Raw genomic sequence first — 15,967 nt, 5'->3', positions numbered from 1 at the left:
GAGGAGGGTATAATTCCCACATGCAACCGATTTCCGAAATCGCCCATAGCTTGGGCCTCACCGACGATGAGTTTGAGCCGTATGGCCGCCAGATCGCAAAGCTGCCTCTGAGTGTGCTGGAAAAGCGCAAGGGCAGGCCACAGGGAAAATTAGTGCTCGTGACCGCGATCACCCCGACACCGGCAGGCGAGGGCAAGACCACGACCACGATTGGCCTGACAATGGGTCTCAATCGCATCGGCGTGAAGGCAGTCGCGGCGCTACGGGAGCCGTCGCTCGGGCCGGTCTTTGGGGTAAAAGGCGGCGCGACCGGCGGCGGGAAGGCCCGTATCGAGCCCAGCGACCAGATAAATTTACACTTCACGGGCGATATGCACGCCATTACTGCCGCCAATAACCTCCTCGCGGCGATGATTGACAACTACCTGATCGCAGGCAACGCCAAGAGGCTGGAGCCGCGCACGATCAGCTTTCAGCGCTGCTTAGACATGAACGACCGGGCCTTGCGCAAGCTCATCACGGGCCTCGGCGGCAAGAGCGAGGGCGTACCGCGTGAGACCGGCGTCGAGATCACGGCGGCCAGTGAAGTCATGGCGACGCTTTGCCTAGCAGAGGGCTACGCGGACCTGAAGAAGCGGCTCGCGCGGATTGTCGTGGGCACAGACGAGAGCAACGAGCCCGTGACCGCCGCCGACATTCAGGCCGAGGGCGGGATGGCGGTGCTGCTGAAGGACGCGCTCAAGCCGAATTTAGTCCAGACCATCGAGGGCAACCCGGTGATCGTCCACGGTGGGCCGTTTGCCAATATCGCCCATGGCTGCAACTCGGTCATTGCCACCCGGCTCGCGCTGGCACTCGGTGAGGTGTGTGTCACCGAGGCAGGCTTTGGGGCGGATCTCGGGGCGGAGAAGTTTCTGGACATCAAGATGCGCCAGGCCGAGCTCGCGCCCGATATGGTGGTCTTAGTGGCAACGCTACGGGCGCTGAAGATGCACGGCGGCGTTCCTCTAGACCAGCTCAAGGCCGAGAACTTAGCGGCACTGGAGGCAGGCTTCTCGAATTTGGCACGCCACGCGGAGAACCTCAAGAAGTTTGGCCTGCCGGTTGTGATCGCCATCAATCGCTTTCCGACGGACACCGTGGGAGAAGAAGAAGCGCTTGCCAAGCTCTGCGAGGCACATGGTCTGAAGGTGTCGCTCTCGGATGTCTTTGGAGCAGGCGGTGAGGGCGGCGAGGCACTGGCACGACTGGTGACGGAGACACTCGCCACGGAGAAAGCTAACTTCGCGCCGCTCTACCCGGACGAGCTGCCGCTGCGCAAGAAGATCGAGACGGTGGCACGCGAGATCTACCGCGCAGACTCGGTGGAGTTTCTCCCGGCGGCTCGAAACCGCCTCGCATATCTGACCAAGCGCGGCTTTGGGAACCTGCCGGTCTGCATTGCCAAGACTCAGTACTCGTTCTCCGACGATCCGACCAAGCTGGCGGCCCCCACGGGGCACACGCTCACGATTCGTGATGCCAAGCTCTCGGCGGGCGCGGGGTTTGTGGTGGTCTATGCCGGCGCACTCCTCACCATGCCCGGCTTGCCCAAGCGCCCTGCGGCTCTCGACATGTCTCTCTCCGATACCGGTGAAATTTCCGGGGTAATGTAGGTTATAATCATGCCCATGCAACGACGATTCTTAGCGGCCCTAGCCGCGTGCGTCCTGGCCGCTTCTCCGGTGCTGGCGCAAAAGTTCGAGAAAGCCTTCGATGGCAAAACCCTGACTGGCTGGCAGCTTATCGGCGGACACGGCCCTGGCTATGTTCCCAAAGACGGTGTCCTGACCTGCCCCGCCGATGGCGGCGGCAACCTCTACACCGAGAAAGAGTACTCCGACTTCCACCTGAAGTTTGAGTTCAAGCTCTCCCCCGGCGGCAACAATGGGGTCGGGATCCGTGCCCCGCTCCAGGGTGATGCGGCCTATATGGGGATGGAAGTGCAAGTCCTCGACGACCCCGCCCCGATGTACGCGAAGCTGGAGCCGGGTCAGTACCACGGCTCGATCTACAAAGTCGCCGCCGCCAAGCGTGGTGCCCTCAAGCCCACCGGCGAGTGGAACCGCGAGGAGATTATCGCCACGGGCCGCCGCATCCAGGTGATCGTGAACGGCAAGAAAACCGTGGACTGCGATCTCAATACCATCACTGATCCGGCAACACTGGCAGCCCATCCGGGAATGCTCCGTGAGAAAGGCCATATCGGCTTTCTGGGCCACGGCTCGCTTGTGGAGTTTCGCAGTATCGAGATCAAGGACACCAGCAAGCCCGTCAAAGACAATGTCGCGCCCAAGGGCTTCACGGCGCTCTTTAATGGGAAAGATCTCAAGGGCTGGAAGGGCCTCGTGGGCAACCCGCTCACCCGCGCCAAGATGACCCCGGATGCGCTCGCCACCGCCGAGCAAGCGGCTACGGTGAAAGCACTAGAGCACTGGAAAGCCGTCAATGGCGAGGTGACCTACGACGGTAAGAACGACAGCCTCTGCACCGCGAAAGACTACAAGAACTTCGAGCTACTTGTGAGCTGGAAGATCGGCCCCGGCGGCGACTCGGGGATTTACTTGCGCGGCTCGCCACAGGTGCAGATCTGGGACACGGCGCTCACCAATGTCGGGGCGCAGGTCGGCTCAGGCGGGCTTTATAATAACCAGAAGAGCCCCAGCAAGCCGACCCAAGTGGCGGATAACCCCGTCGGGCAGTGGAATGAGTTTCGTATCCTGATGGTCGGGGAGCGCGTGACGATCTATCTCAATGGCAAGGTGGTGGTGCAGAACGTTGTTTTGGAGAACTACTGGGACCGCAAGATCCCCATCTTCCCCACCGGCCAGATCGAGCTCCAGCACCACGGAAACCCGATCTACTTCAAGAATATCTATGTGAGAGAGCTGCCGTAGCCCTGACTCTCCTTCAAGCCGTGCCTCGCTCATGAGAGAGGCACGGCTTTTTAGTTTTTCTGCCGTGCGATTGAGCAACCGAACGGAGTGGTGGATTTTACCTTTGGGTTCTGGCCCGCGACCAGGAAGTCTAGGGCGTTGCGCAGGTCGTGGGAAAGAATGGTCTTCTCGTCGCGGCTATCGTCAATACGCCCGTGGTAGCGAAGAATGCCCTGGGCATCCATCACAAAGGCCTCCGGCGTCACTTGGGCATTGAGTGTGTCAGCGATTTTATGGTCAGCATCGCGCAGGACGGGGAACGTAAACCCATGGGCCTTCGCGTGCGCGGCGATCTCCGCATCGGTCTCATCGGCGCTGGAGTTGATGGCGACAAAGCGCACACCCTTGGACTGGTAGGCATCGGCGAGCGCTTGATTGCGCACATCATAGCCACCAGAGCAGGGGCAGCGGGCGGAGAGAAATAGCAGAACCGTCGCCTTTTGTTTTTTGTCACTGTAGAGCGTCTCTGTCCCCTTGCCATTTACTCTCGGAAGGGTCGCATCAGCGACGGGCTTATCTATGAGTGGGTTGGTTCCTGAGGCGAAGGTGTCGAAAAAGCACGAGGCCAGCTCGACAAGCTGCGTTCCATGCTCTTTAGGCTGAACCGTCGCGATGGGCAAGAGTACTTTGCGCTCGGGGCCAAGCACATAGGAGACATACGGGCGGCCTGGCGCGACACCAAACTGCTGCCCGATCTTGCCACCGACATCGGTGAGAATGGGAAAGTTGAGCTGCTCGCTCTCATGGAGCTGCCTTGCGGTCGCCTTCTCCATCGCGGCCACGGCAAAGACCTTCACCCCGATCTTATCGAAGCGCTTCATCTCGTTCTTCAGCGAGCGCAGCTCCCCCCGGACTTCGTCGCTATCGCCTGGTAGAAACGCCAGGGCCACCGAGCGCTTCTCGTAGTCTCGGAGATCGTGGAGCTTGCCACTCTGGTCTGGTAGAGAAAAACTCGGAGCCTGGGAGCGCGGCAGGAGCATCGTAATATCCTGCTGGTGGTCTAAGCGCGTGAGGCTGTAGATCCCAAGCCCCGCCGCCGCCCAGACTCCGGCGAGGGTGAAGAGTAAAGCTTTGATCGAAGGCATGCGTCTCATGGTAGTTTCTCCAGGTCACGCCGCCCCGTGAACGAGGCGTCGAGTAGCGCTTCGCGCTGTGAAGCCCGTGCCGGGCTGGCCTCTGGTAGCCCGGCACGGGCTTTGCGGCGGCACGCCACCCAGACGCCCCGTTCACGGGGCGGCAGTTCGTGAATCCTTTCACAATGTTACCATAAGAAGGGGATTTTCGTTCCGCTGGTGAACCTGTTAGGCGTTAAAAACGTCTGAGGAGAACGATATGGATAACGAGAAGATAACAAGACGCGGACTGCTCTCTGGAGCGGGCCAAGCAGCACTGGGGCTAGGGATGATGGGAGCCTCGGGTCTGACCCCGGTCTATGGCGCACAAAATGGCCGTGCCGCCCACGACTACGGCGTGAACTTCGGCGAAGAAGCCTTCCTGCCCAAGCGGGTCTCGGCGCAAGAGAAAGTCAATGTTGCCCTAATCGGCTGCGGCGGCCAGGGCATGAGCAACCTCAATACATTTATTGCCCGCCCCGATGTCAATGTCGTGGCTGTCTGCGACCCGGATGCCAAGCACATGGGCAAGGCTGCCATTACAGTCGAAGACAAAACAGACAAGGCACCCGCGCAGATCAAGGACTTCCGCAAGCTGCTAGAGCGCAAGGATATTGACCTGGTCATCAACGCGACTCCCGATCACTGGCACGCGCTTGTCGCCATCTCCGCCTTTCAGGCGGGGAAAGATATCTTCACGGAGAAGCCCATCTCCCACGATATCGTCGAGGGCCGTCAGATGGTCAATCATGCCACCAAGCTCAAGCGCGTTGTGCAAGTCGGAACCTGGCAGCGCTCGCTCCAGCAGTTTTTGGATGCCACCGCCTATGTCCGCTCGGGCAAGCTGGGCAAGATCAACCTCTGCCGGGCCTGGAAAGTCCAAGACCCCAACGCTGCCGTGATGGGCAAAGAGACAACCAAAGCGATCCCCGCGGAGCTGGACTACGACCTCTGGGTTGGTCCCGCGGCGATGGTTCCCTACCAGGACAACCGCTGTCATTACAAGTTCCGCTGGTACTTCAACTTCGCGGGTGGCATGACCGGCGACTGGGGCGTGCACATGATCGACACCGTGCTCCAGGGAATGAACGCCACCGATGATTTTGTGATGCCCACGAAAGTCATGAGCCTGGGCGGCAAGTTCTTCAGCGGTGCCGACGATGACCGCACCACACCGGACACCCAGATCGCGCTGATCGAGTTCCCTGGCTGGATGCTCCAGTGGGAAGTGCACGTTGGCAATACCAAGACCGGCCCCAATGGTCTGGCGGCGGCAGGCGCGACGGGCCGCGATCATGGCGCCCTTTTTATTGGGAGCCAGGGCAGTGTTCTCGTAGACCGTACAGGCTGGTCTATCTTTGATGCGGCAGGTAACCCGGTCGAGAAACCCGCCCCGATTGACATGGGACAGAAGATGTCCGGGCTTCCGGCGCACGTGGCGGAGCTGATCGCCAGCACCAAGAGTCGTGGCACGACGCGCGCTAATATCGCCTCCATGCACAAGACCACCACAATCTGCCACCTAGCCAATCTGGCCTATCAGGCGCAAAACGTGCTGCACTGGGATGCAGCCAAAGAGGTCGTCACCAACGATCCAAAGGCCATGAAGAACCTGAGCTACCAGCGCGAGTACCGAAAAGGCTGGACCTTGCCAAAAGCCTAGAAACTTTCGGCCCACTTTTGGTATCCAAATACCCAGAGTGGGCCGCCACTCTCCCTTAAAATATTAAAATAGAGAAAGAGAAATTACATTCCATGGATACATCGCACCGCGCTTCCCGACGCTCACGCTCCACCGTTTTGGGCATCATCGCGCTTACTCTTGCCGGAGCCGCACTGGCCCAGGATGCCGTTCCCTTGCCCCTCAAGCTTCCCAAACCCAACTTTATCGGCACTCCGGGCGATCTTGCGGAGAACCCGCACCTAGAGAAGCCTCTGGGGAAGGCACGCCCGGTTCCCACGGTTCCTGCGGGGACGGTTAATCTGTCGCTGAAGAAGCCCGTGACCGCCAGCAACGCCCCGTACTCCGGTACCCTCGCCCAGATCACCGATGGAAATAAAGATGCCGCATCGGGCACGACAGTGGAGCTCAAGCCACGTGTCCAGTGGGTGCAAGTGGATCTGGGAGCCACCTCCGAGCTGTCCTATATCTTGATCTGGCACTTCCATGAGCAGCCTGTTGTCTTCCGCGATGTGATTGTCCAAGTCTCCAGCGATGCGGAGTTTAAGACGGGTGTCACCACTCTCTTCAACAACGACTACGACGACACCGCGAAGGCCGATAAAGTCGAGGGGAAAACTCCGAACATCCAAGGGCTTGAGACGGGTAAGAACCTAGAGTACGTCGAGACCAACGAAGGCAAGCTGATTCCCGCCAACAAGACCAAGGCACGCTATGTCCGCTTCTACAGCCGTGGCAGCACCTTCACCGACCCGCTCAATCGCTACACCGAAGTTGAGGTCTATGGCCTACCCATAAGTAGATGACAACGCGCTCTGTTTGGGTTGTCGCGCTTGCTCTGTTCGCACTCGCTCTGGTTGGTCGGTTCCCGAAGCTTGGGAACCGGCCTTTCCATGCGGATGAGGCGGTTCACGCGGCCAAGTTCCGGGAGCTGTGGGAGCAAAAAAGCTACCGCTACGACCCCAACGAGTTTCATGGCCCGACGATCTACTACGCCGCACTCCCCGTTGTCGCTGCCAGTGGCCACAAGACCTTTGGCTCGCTCACCGAGGCGGATCTCCGGGGCGGGGTGGCGATCCTAGGCGCGGCTCTGGCTCCCCTGCTCCTTCTTTTTCGTAAGCACTTAAACTCGTCGGTACTACTCTGGGGCGGGCTGTTTTTTGCTCTCTCCCCTGCTTTTGTTTTCTACAGCCGCTACTTTATCCAGGAAGTCTTTCTGGTTGTTTTTACCCTGCTCTTTCTCGCGTTTGCCGCCCGCCAGCAGGCTATCTTAGCTGGGCTCTTCGCGGGGCTCATGATCGCCACCAAAGAGACCGCGATTCTGACATTTTTCGCCGCAGGGGTCGCCTGGCTGATCGCACGAGGGAGCGCGAAAAAGCTCCCGTGGCGTGCGCTTCTGGTCGGCTCGGGGATCGCGCTTGCCAGCTCGTATCTGGTGCTCTCCGGCTTTTTCAGCAACCCAACTGGCCCACTGGGCTACCTCAAGACCTACCTGCCCTGGCTCAACCGTGCGGGCGGGGGTGGCGAGGCACTTCATGCGCATCCTTGGTACGACTACCTCGAGCGCTTCTTCTGGCACCCGCAACCGGGTCGCCCTCTCTGGAGCGAGGGATTTATTCTGCTACTTGCGTTTTTCGGTGCCCTCTTGGGCAGGCGTACGGAGGCAGGAAAGTTCGTGGTTGTGCTGGCGCTTCTTCTCATGCTGATCTACACCGTGATTCCCTACAAGACCCCCTGGTGCGGACTGAATTTCCTGGCACCACTGATTGTCTTGGCGGGAATGGGAGCGGTGGGCCTGATCGAGCGGGCACGCCATAAAGTCGCCAAAGCCTTCGTCGTGCTTGGACTGCTCTTGGGCACGGCACACCTGGGCTGGCTCTCGTACCAGACCAGCTTTGTGTACTTTAGCGACACCAAAAACCCCTATGTCTACTCCCCGACTCTGCCGGGTATCTCGGAGTTGAAGACACGGATGGAGGGGCTAGCGCAGACCCATCCCACAGGCGACAAGATGGTCGTCAAAGTAGTCTCGCGCGATGGCTACTACTGGCCCATCCCCTGGTACCTACGCAAGCTGGACAATATCGGCTACTACACAGGCCAGCTCCCCGACGATGTCACGGCTCCGGTGCTTCTCGTCTCGCCACGCTACGAAGAGCCTGCTCTGGAGCGCCTGCCGGGGCACGAAGTCAAGGGCATGCACGGCCTGCGCCTGGGTGTCTTCTACAATCTCCTCGTTGAAAAGTCTCTCTGGGAGAACTACCGCAAGCTCCATCCCCCCCGCGACGACGAAGAAGAATAGATTTCTCCAACGGGGACATCCCACGGATCGGTGGGAAGCTCGGGGACGATAAAGGGAGCGATACCAATCGTACGGCAGTCTTTGCGCAGGAGCGGCAGGAACCTGTCGTAGTAGCCCCCCCCGTAGCCCAAGCGAAAGCCGCGCTCGTCGAGAACTAGCGCAGGGACGACCACCAGGTCCAGAAGCTCTGGCGAGACCTCGGGCACACTTGCCTCAGGCTCTCGAATCCCAAAGCGGCTTGTCACCAACGGACACGGGTACGCATGGATCGCCAGCCGACGCTTCGGGGCGCAGCGTGGCAGATAGTACTGTTTCCCTGGTAACTGCGCCAGCGCCAGAAGATCTAGCTCCCACTCTGTGGCGGCATAGAGCAAGAGATGCTGAGTGTCGGTGAGTAAAGGAGCCAGCGTTCGGCAAAGCTCTGCGGAGAGCGCGGGGAAATCTAGTGGCTGTCGCATTTCCAGCGCCCACTGCCGCCACTCACTCTTGGGGCTTTTGGGGTTGGGCAAGGGGATGGGCTTTCTCATAGACCTCCTTTAGGCGTTTGGTGCTTACCTGCGTGTAGACCTGCGTGGTCGAGAGATCACTATGTCCCAGGAGCTCCTGCACTACCCGCAGGTCGGCTCCGTGGTCCAGCAAGTGCGTGGCAAAACTATGGCGTAGCGTGTGGGGTGTGAGCTTGTGTGTCGCGGAGATCGTTCCACAAGCGCTGTCGAAGAGCCGCCGCACCGCACGATCGGAGAGCCGTGAGCCAAAGCGATTCAGAAAAACCGCACGGGTCGGCTTCGCGCTCTTCGCTTGGCTCGCCAGTGTCGTGCGCTCCGTGCCGAGGTAGGTCTGGAGAGCCACGACTGCGGGCCGCCCCAGTAGGGCAATGCGCTCTTTATTGCCCTTGCCCCTGCGGAGCCGTAACTCTCCTTCCCCGTTTTCGGAGTCGAAGGTCAAGTCGTCTAAGTCCAAGGCGACCAGCTCACTGGCACGAAGCCCTCCTGCATAGAGAGTCTCTAAAATCGCCCGGTCACGAGCACTCTCGGGAAAGGTAAGGAGCGCTGCCACCGTCTCCTCTGTGAGAGCACGGGGAAGCGTCTGAGGCCGTTTGGGAGTCTGGAGATCCTGGGCGGGGGAACGTACAATGACTCCCTGACGCTGGAGGTACTTGAAAAAGGCCCGGAGTGCCGCCGCTTTCCGTGCCACGGTTGTTTTTGCCAGTTTTCGCTCCAGAGTCAGGCTCGCCACGTAGGAGCGCACACTCTCAGGAGTAAGTTCTTTTTCACTTTCTTCCCCCCAGGCACAGAACTGGCGTAGGTCTTCCGCATAGGCACGCAAGGTATGCGGTGAAGCACGACGAACCGTGCGGAGATGGTCTAAAAAACTATCACGGAGTAAGTCAAGATTGGCTAACATATTTTTACCTGTCTTACGAAAAAAAGAAGGAATGTGCAAGTGCACAGGTGAAATACCACACAGGCTTGTGACAGTTAAGGGGTTTCCTTACAACCGATGGAAGTAGTGAGGGAGGACAGTCAGGCGATGGCAATTATGCCACAAACACAGACACAGAGTCGGACGCGTAATGTAATTGGGCGTCTGAAAGCACCCGAGACACTCGGCTTTCATGACGATGGACATTCGTATGTTACCCGATTGACCCGTGCCGGTCTACTTACCCATGAGGAAGAGATTCGGCTTGCAAATAAGATCAGCAAAGGTGGGCTGGAAGGTGCCCGCGCTCGTGCTACTCTCGTTGAGGCCAACATGCGCCTCGTGGTCTCTATTGCGAAAGCATATCGCTCGTCGGGGATTCCCTTCGAGGATTTAGTCCAGGAAGGTGCGATCGGCCTCATGACGGCTGCCGAGCGCTACGACCCGACTCGAGGCTTTCGCTTCTCTACCTATGCCACCCAGTGGATTCGGCAGGCCATTGGTCGCGCAGTGGACAATAAGTCCAAGTCCATCCGGATTCCTGCCCATATCTCCGAGTCGCTACGTAAGCTGGAGAGGGTTCGAATCGAGCTACGCCGTGAGCTTGGCCAAGAGCCCAGCACGGAGTATCTGGCGGAGCGTGCCGGGATGCCGGTGCGTAAAGTACTCTCTCTGATGAACACCACGCAGGACCCGATCTCCCTGGATCTGCCTGTCGGAGATGAAGAGAACACGCCGCTGGGAGCGCTTCTGACGGACAAGAATGCACTTGATCCGCAGGACTACCTCCTCAGCAGTGAGATTCGTGACACGCTGGAAGAGATTCTCAACGATCTCGACGAACGTGAGCGCATCGTCATGCGGCGGCGTTTCGGTTTCGATGGTGACGAGGGCTGCGTTCTTTCCCAGATCGGGGAGGAGCTCTGCATCAGCCGCGAGCGCGTTCGCCAGATCGAGGCACAAGCGCTCCGTAAGCTTCGGCTAGAGGCCCGCAAAGGCCGTCTTAAAGATCTCTTCCAGGCGTAATTGACCGCCGATCTTCATACCCACAGTACCGCCTCCGACGGGACATTTACTCCCACAGCTCTCGTCGAGGCGGCACACTCTCTTGGAATCTCCCTCCTCGCCCTCACGGACCATGACACCACCGCCGGTGTTTCCGAGGCACTTGCAACAGCACGGCGGCTAGGAATGAGCTTCCTGCCTGGTGTCGAGCTCTCCGCCGAAGGCCCTCCCGGAAAGTGCCACTTACTGGGCCTTGGCATTGATCCGAACTACCCGCGCCTGATCGAGACACTACGCCAGCTTTCGCAAAACCGCCGCGAGCGCAATGCCAAGATCATCGGGCGGCTCAATGCGCTCGGTGTCGCGATCACCATGGACGACGTCTTGGCACATGCGCCCCAGGGAGCCAATATCGGACGCCCCCACTTTGCCGCTACGCTTGTCGCCAAGGGAGCTGTGACGGATACCAAAGAAGCCTTTGACCGCTATCTCGGCGATGAGGCGGCGGCGAATGTCGAGAAAGAAACCCTCAGCCCTGCTGAGGCGATTGCACTGGTTCACGAAGCAGGCGGCCTGTGCTTTCTCGCTCACCCCGGTCTGCTCCGCCGCTCCCAGCACGAGACCCACGAGAGCCGTGTTCGGGCGCTTGCAGTGCTTGGCCTAGACGGAATCGAGGCCTACTACTCCAGCTATACCCCCGCCAACGAGGCGTTTTTCCTGCGGCTTGCGGAGAAATTAAGCCTGCTTGTCACCGGTGGCTCCGACTTTCACGGAGCAAACAAGCCCGATGTCCCCCTTGGAGTTGTCCGCTATGGTCAGCCGCTGGAGCTTACTCTTCTTCCGAGTCGCTTGCGAGCGCTGGCAGTGGCTTAGGCAGCGTCTTTAGAGCCGCCGCCGCACCGGTATGCTGGGGCCGCAGTACCAGAGCCCGATCTAGCTCCATTGCGGCCTGACTGTAGAGTCCCTGACGTGTGTAGGTCTGCCCCAGATGAAAATGCACCTCCGCATTGTCCGTATCCAGGTTCGCCGCCTCGCGTAGCACCCGCCTCGCCCCACTTAGATCCCCTTTTTGCAGCAGAGCAAAGCCATAGGCATGAAGATACGAGACACTCTGAGGAGCTTCTTGAGCCGCCGTCCGTGTCAGTCGGATACTCTCATTGCGATCCTCTGCAAGGGTCGGATGGTACGCCAGGGTAGTTCCCAAGAGGCTCATGGCCCGCAAGTCAAGGGAGGCACGCGGATGCGGGTAGCCAGGCTCCAGAGCCACCGCCGCTCGCAGAAGGGTCACGGCCTTTTCTGAGTCATTTCCAAACTCCTCACAATAGCGTCCCGCGCCTAGAAGCTCCCGAATGGTCTCCAGTCGAGTAGGAGAGTCGTCAGGAAAAGAGGCAGTGCTTCGATTCTGGACTTCTTTGACAAGTTCCTCCGCTTGCTTCTGACTCTCCTGTGCCTCTTTTTGGTAGTCTAGGGTCTGGTACATCCGTGCCAGCGCCCCCAAAACATACGGGTCGTTACGGGACGGTGGCTCCTCCAGAGCGTTCTTGAGGAGCATCGCCGCCTTATCGGTGAGGCCTCTCTCCTGAAGCTGCTGTGCGACCATGACAATCCCCTCGGCTTCATCCTCTTGAAGGGTGACCGCAAGCTGCAGAAGACGATCCGCTCGCTCCTGATCCCCCTCTTCTATCGCACGTAGTCCCTCCGTTAGATAGCGGCTTGCCTCGTCACGGCGCTCCGCCTCGCTCCAAAGCGGCGCGGTCAGTGGCACGGCATCGCAGCCCACCACGCAGCCTACCAGTCCTAGCACCAGAGCCCATCCCCACACTCGTGTCATGTCTCAGTCTACGACAGAAGCGCCAGGAATGTTCCCAAAACCCGCTCAATCCCCAGGTTCCGGCTTCCCCTGCTCTGCCCGGCGCAGCTTCGAGGCCTCTTCCTCAGCTTCACGCTGGTTAAACCCGGCCTCCGGTAAGAGTTTATTGAGCGCCATGCGAGCCTCAGAGAGCCGTCCGAGATGTCGCAGTGCCTGTACTTGATAGAGACGTGGCCAGAATTCATCGGGGTAGCGCTTGAGGCTCTGCCGAGTGAGCGTAAGTAGCTCTGCCCAGCGCCGCTCGTTCCAGGCATGAGACTGCCGTCCCGAGTCCCGATCTTTCTCAAAACGCATCTTTTCTCCACCCGGTAAGGAGAGTACGCGCAGCGCTGTTGCATAGTCGGGCAGAAGTGGTGTTTTCGGGCGCGTGACGGATACGGAGAACTTCGCATAGCGCGTATAATACTTCTTACCAATCAGCTCATTAAAGTGCATATGAATCTGAAATGTACGGGGTTTCCAGGGCTTGTCAAGTGGCATTGCGTGAGTGAAACATGCTCCCTGAACCATCTCTCCTCCCACGGTCAGCCCCCGGTCTTTGCCATTGCTGACCTCCATAAAGGGCTCCATCGCTCCGATCGTCCCGGCGTAGCGCGTCCCCCGTGAGTCCGTCAGCTTGCTCAGAACACTTGCCTCTGCATGGGGCTTTTCAGGGCGTGCGCCATCGGTGAAGAGCACGAAGACATCACCCTCGGCATTTACTTGAACATCGCGCAGGGCAATCGTGCGGCTGGCGAATTTCTGAACCGCCAGCGGCTTGGCAAAGTGCCTGCCTGCCTCCTGACCAAACCGATCCAGCTCGTAGATTTTAGCTCCCGGAAACTTGGTGCTAAAAAGCTCTTCAGGAAAGGGGCGCTCCCAGTGGTAGTCAAGCTGCACCCGCGTCTCCCATGTCTCCTGCCGCTTCATCTGGAGTTCGACGCGGTCTAGGCGCTTCTGGGCCAGATCGACCCAAGCCAAAGAGCGGCAGCTCTTGCCGCGAAGCAAGAATCCATCGGCCTCTTGCGGCTGTGAAAAGCAACGAAAGCGCCGCCCCGCACGGGTTATCTCCCCCTCATCCTGCACTCCCACAGGACGCCTCAGCAGTCGCACGCCCGCCTCTTGGAGTGTCTGAATCTCGGCACCACTTTGCGCAAGCTCCTGCTTTAGGAATCCCTCGCTTATCTGCCAGGTAGCGACCTTGATCTCGGGCTGGTAGAGCCAGTACTTACTCTCTGTCTCCAGGGAAATCAGCACAGGCTGACCGGAGATGTCATGCTCGGTGCGCCGCTTGCCAGGGACAATCCAGGTCTCTTGCCGGATCCGTGGCTTCCCCTCGAAAATCCAGGTCATCGTCGAGTGCAGGCTGCCATCACGGAGGTGCTTCTCTGCCTCGGTGAGAGCTTGCGCCAGGGCGATGCGTGGGGCAAGAACGACACCCACCAGTGCTCCTGCTGCGGCGAGTCCCCCCAGCGTGAGCCCCAGCACCAGCGTGCGACGCGGCTTGCGTTTTCCTTCCAGTGCCTGCACTCTTGCCTCCAGTTCAGCACTGGGCGTGGGAGCGATGCGTAGCGTTGGGAGTGCTTTCTGAAAGGCTTTATCGTCATCAAAATCGGGGGTATCGAGGTTCATTTAGATTTCCTCCGGGTAAAAATAGGCTTTGCCGTGCTCACGAGCGCTCTGTCGGGCACGGTAGAGAAGCTGTGAGATCGCCGTCTCGGACTTTCCCAGCGCGAGTGCAATCTCCGCAAGGCTGAGCTGCTCGACATACTTGAGCAAGAGCGCCTCTTTCTGAAGCTCAGGAAGCGCCTCCAACACGCACCGGAGCGCCCGCGCTGTCTCCGCCCTCTCCATACTTGCCTCAGGCCCGCCGGGTGCGAGCAGCGACTCTGGGAGCGGGAGGGTTTCACGGTTTTTAGGGCGGCGCAGGTGATCTGCGACTTTGTGACGTGCAATCCCAAAGAGCCAGGCCCGTGCGGGATCGTGCTCTGAGCCGTGGGGTGCGGGAGCCGGGCAGCGAGAGAGCGCCCGAAACGCCGCCCCAAAGACTTCCGCCGTGATATCCTCCGCCGCATCCGTTCCTACACGGGTCGCGACGTAGGAGAGCACCGTGCCCAGATAGCGGGTACGAAGCACATCTGCCGTCGTCTGCGGCTTGCGAAAGAGCATCACAACCCTCTCATCGGAGGAAGCAGTCGAAATCTAACGCGGCGAGAGTTTATGTTTCCCCGGCCCGAGAGTTCGGGGCATCTTCTCGCCAGGAAGGGTGACTTCGGCGGTGACATTGCCGGGAAGCTCGACTTCAAAGGCAAAGCCACCGCGCCGTGTGTCGAAGGCGAGCTTGAGGGGACCTCGGATGGTCGGAACCGTGAGCTTGGCCCACTCTAAGCCGCCGGTCTGAGGAGCTAGCGCGATCTTCCCGTAGCCAGGCTCCAGCGCTTCGAGACCAAAGAGGCCACGAGGAATAAGATTGGCGGGCGCAGAACCCCAGGCGTGGCTGAAGGTAAGATTCGGCTTGAACTTGGCATCCCAGGCCTCAGCGGTCATCGTGGCCCCCATCTCTAGCATGTGCCGCCACGAGCGCTCACCGGGTGCGAGCATGAGCTTGACAGCTGTCTCCGCCTCGCCTTCGGCGAAAAATGCCTCCAAGAGATACTGTGCGGCGTAGACACTGCACGCCATGCCCTTGGACTTGAGCAAGGTCACGACGGTGGATCGGTTGGCATCGGGGACGAGACCAAAGGCAAGTGGGAAAAGATTGGCGTGGAGCGAGGTATGTGTGCTGCCTTCGCCATCTATAAAGACGCCGCGTGTAGTGTCCAAGAAGGCTGCTAAATAGGCTTTGCGGACCCGCTCGGCCTCCTGCGCGTAGTCGCCCACTTTCCCGATGGCTTTGGCGAGACGAGCCATGCCCATCAGCGCGTGCCAGTAGAACGCATTGGCCACACTATTGACCATCGGTCCGGCCATCTTGCGGTCATCGGTGGCGGGCATGCCGCCGCCAAAGCCGTCGCGCTCCGCCTGGGGCCAGTCCACGATTGCGCCTGCCACCAGCAAACCATCCGGGCGGGCTTTTTGACGCAGTAGCTTGCGGTCTAAGCGATCCCAGATTCGCGCCACGAAGGCAGTGTCGCCCGTGAACTCCCAGTCGGCCTCCGCCATGAGAATCAGGTGGTGCGCCCACTCGGTTGGCCAGGTGCTGTAGGTGAGCAAAAGCTCCAGCGTGTGCCGATAGAGCGCCCAGTCGCGCTCCATCAGGCAGTGGCCCAGCTGCGCGAGATAGGCATCCGCTTCGTAGGCCGTGCGCTCACGCTCGCCGTCAATCGAGACTCCCAGAAAGCTGGTGGCCTTGAGCGTGTGCTGACAGAGCTTCCAGACATCGTTGAGGGTCTTATCGGAGCAAGAAAACGCGGCGGCTTTGTCATCGAAGGTGCTATGCAGAGCTTTAATACGAGTGTGCTCGGGCTTGAACTCACCCGGCCAGCCCTCGACCTCGATGGCACGAAACGGCAGGACATCGTCGTAGCCAGGGGGAACTTGCACGGCTCCTCGGCGGACACTAGGCGCAAACGGAGCCTTGGGGGTTGGCACCAGCACGCGCTCACGGGACGAGAGCAGGGT

General features: G+C 59.7%; 14 protein-coding genes. 7 read left to right on the top strand and 7 right to left on the bottom strand.

From position 1 onward, the window contains the following. Positions 1-20: 20 nt before the first annotated feature. On the top strand, positions 21-1,655 hold the full coding sequence (locus RMO15_RS25210; RefSeq protein ID WP_309719189.1) for a formate--tetrahydrofolate ligase: 1,635 nt from the start codon (positions 21-23) through the stop codon (positions 1,653-1,655). Between the two features lie 15 nt (positions 1,656-1,670). Then, entirely contained in the window at positions 1,671-2,936 is a 1,266-nt protein-coding gene (locus RMO15_RS25205; protein ID WP_309719186.1) for a DUF1080 domain-containing protein, read from the top strand. A gap of 50 nt (positions 2,937-2,986) precedes the next feature. Here RMO15_RS25205 and RMO15_RS25200 read toward each other — a convergent pair whose 3' ends face one another. Further along, a complete protein-coding gene (locus tag RMO15_RS25200; protein WP_309719183.1) occupies positions 2,987-4,069 on the bottom strand; it encodes a redoxin domain-containing protein in 1,083 nt (360 codons plus the stop codon). 238 nt (positions 4,070-4,307) lie between these two features. On the opposite strand from RMO15_RS25200, the gene RMO15_RS25195 reads away from it, so the two are divergent. The 3 genes from RMO15_RS25195 to RMO15_RS25185 all read left to right on the top strand — a co-directional run bounded on the left by RMO15_RS25195 (position 4,308) and on the right by RMO15_RS25185 (position 8,070). Then, entirely contained in the window at positions 4,308-5,750 is a 1,443-nt protein-coding gene (locus RMO15_RS25195; RefSeq protein ID WP_309719181.1) for a Gfo/Idh/MocA family oxidoreductase, read from the top strand. Positions 5,751-5,842: 92 nt separating this feature from the next. After that, positions 5,843-6,574, top strand: coding sequence for a hypothetical protein (locus RMO15_RS25190; protein WP_309719178.1), 732 nt, complete (start codon positions 5,843-5,845; stop codon positions 6,572-6,574). Next, positions 6,571-8,070, top strand: a complete 1,500-nt coding sequence (locus RMO15_RS25185) for a flippase activity-associated protein Agl23 (RefSeq protein WP_309719175.1) — start codon at positions 6,571-6,573, stop codon at positions 8,068-8,070. Before RMO15_RS25190 ends, RMO15_RS25185 begins: the two co-directional genes overlap by 4 nt. Here RMO15_RS25185 and RMO15_RS25180 read toward each other — a convergent pair. Both RMO15_RS25180 and RMO15_RS25175 read right to left on the bottom strand, forming a co-directional pair. Beyond that, positions 8,028-8,597, bottom strand: a complete 570-nt coding sequence (locus tag RMO15_RS25180) for a 5-formyltetrahydrofolate cyclo-ligase (protein ID WP_309719172.1) — start codon at positions 8,595-8,597, stop codon at positions 8,028-8,030. The genes RMO15_RS25185 and RMO15_RS25180 overlap by 43 nt on opposite strands. Next, positions 8,551-9,474, bottom strand: coding sequence for a tyrosine-type recombinase/integrase (locus tag RMO15_RS25175; protein WP_309719169.1), 924 nt, complete (start codon positions 9,472-9,474; stop codon positions 8,551-8,553). The genes RMO15_RS25180 and RMO15_RS25175 overlap by 47 nt, the downstream gene beginning before the upstream one ends. Positions 9,475-9,600: 126 nt before the next feature. On the opposite strand from RMO15_RS25175, the gene RMO15_RS25170 reads away from it, so the two are divergent. Both RMO15_RS25170 and RMO15_RS25165 read left to right on the top strand, forming a co-directional pair. Beyond that, positions 9,601-10,518: an RNA polymerase sigma factor RpoD/SigA gene (locus tag RMO15_RS25170; RefSeq protein WP_309719167.1), complete on the top strand. Its 918-nt coding sequence runs from the start codon at positions 9,601-9,603 to the stop codon at positions 10,516-10,518. After that, positions 10,519-11,370, top strand: coding sequence for a PHP domain-containing protein (locus RMO15_RS25165; RefSeq protein ID WP_309719166.1), 852 nt, complete (start codon positions 10,519-10,521; stop codon positions 11,368-11,370). On the opposite strand, the gene RMO15_RS25160 is transcribed toward RMO15_RS25165, so the two are convergent. The 4 genes from RMO15_RS25160 to RMO15_RS25145 all read right to left on the bottom strand — a co-directional run. After that, positions 11,327-12,328, bottom strand: coding sequence for a tetratricopeptide repeat protein (locus RMO15_RS25160; protein WP_309719163.1), 1,002 nt, complete (start codon positions 12,326-12,328; stop codon positions 11,327-11,329). The two genes, RMO15_RS25165 and RMO15_RS25160, sit on opposite strands and share 44 nt — an antisense overlap. A 45-nt stretch (positions 12,329-12,373) precedes the next feature. Next, positions 12,374-13,978 (bottom strand): hypothetical protein, encoded by a 1,605-nt coding sequence (locus RMO15_RS25155; protein WP_309719159.1) that lies wholly within the window; start codon positions 13,976-13,978, stop codon positions 12,374-12,376. Continuing rightward, positions 13,979-14,515, bottom strand: coding sequence for a sigma-70 family RNA polymerase sigma factor (locus RMO15_RS25150; RefSeq protein ID WP_309719252.1), 537 nt, complete (start codon positions 14,513-14,515; stop codon positions 13,979-13,981). It abuts the gene before it with no gap. A gap of 33 nt (positions 14,516-14,548) precedes the next feature. Then, on the bottom strand, positions 14,549-15,967 hold a 1,419-nt coding region (locus tag RMO15_RS25145), incomplete at its 5' end, for an alpha-L-rhamnosidase C-terminal domain-containing protein (protein WP_309719155.1).

Source organism: Armatimonas sp. (assembly GCF_031410135.1).
Lineage (GTDB): Bacteria > Armatimonadota > Armatimonadia > Armatimonadales > Armatimonadaceae > Armatimonas.
Note: the sequence above shows the minus strand (reverse complement) of the source record. Positions and strands in the feature narration are given on the sequence as shown.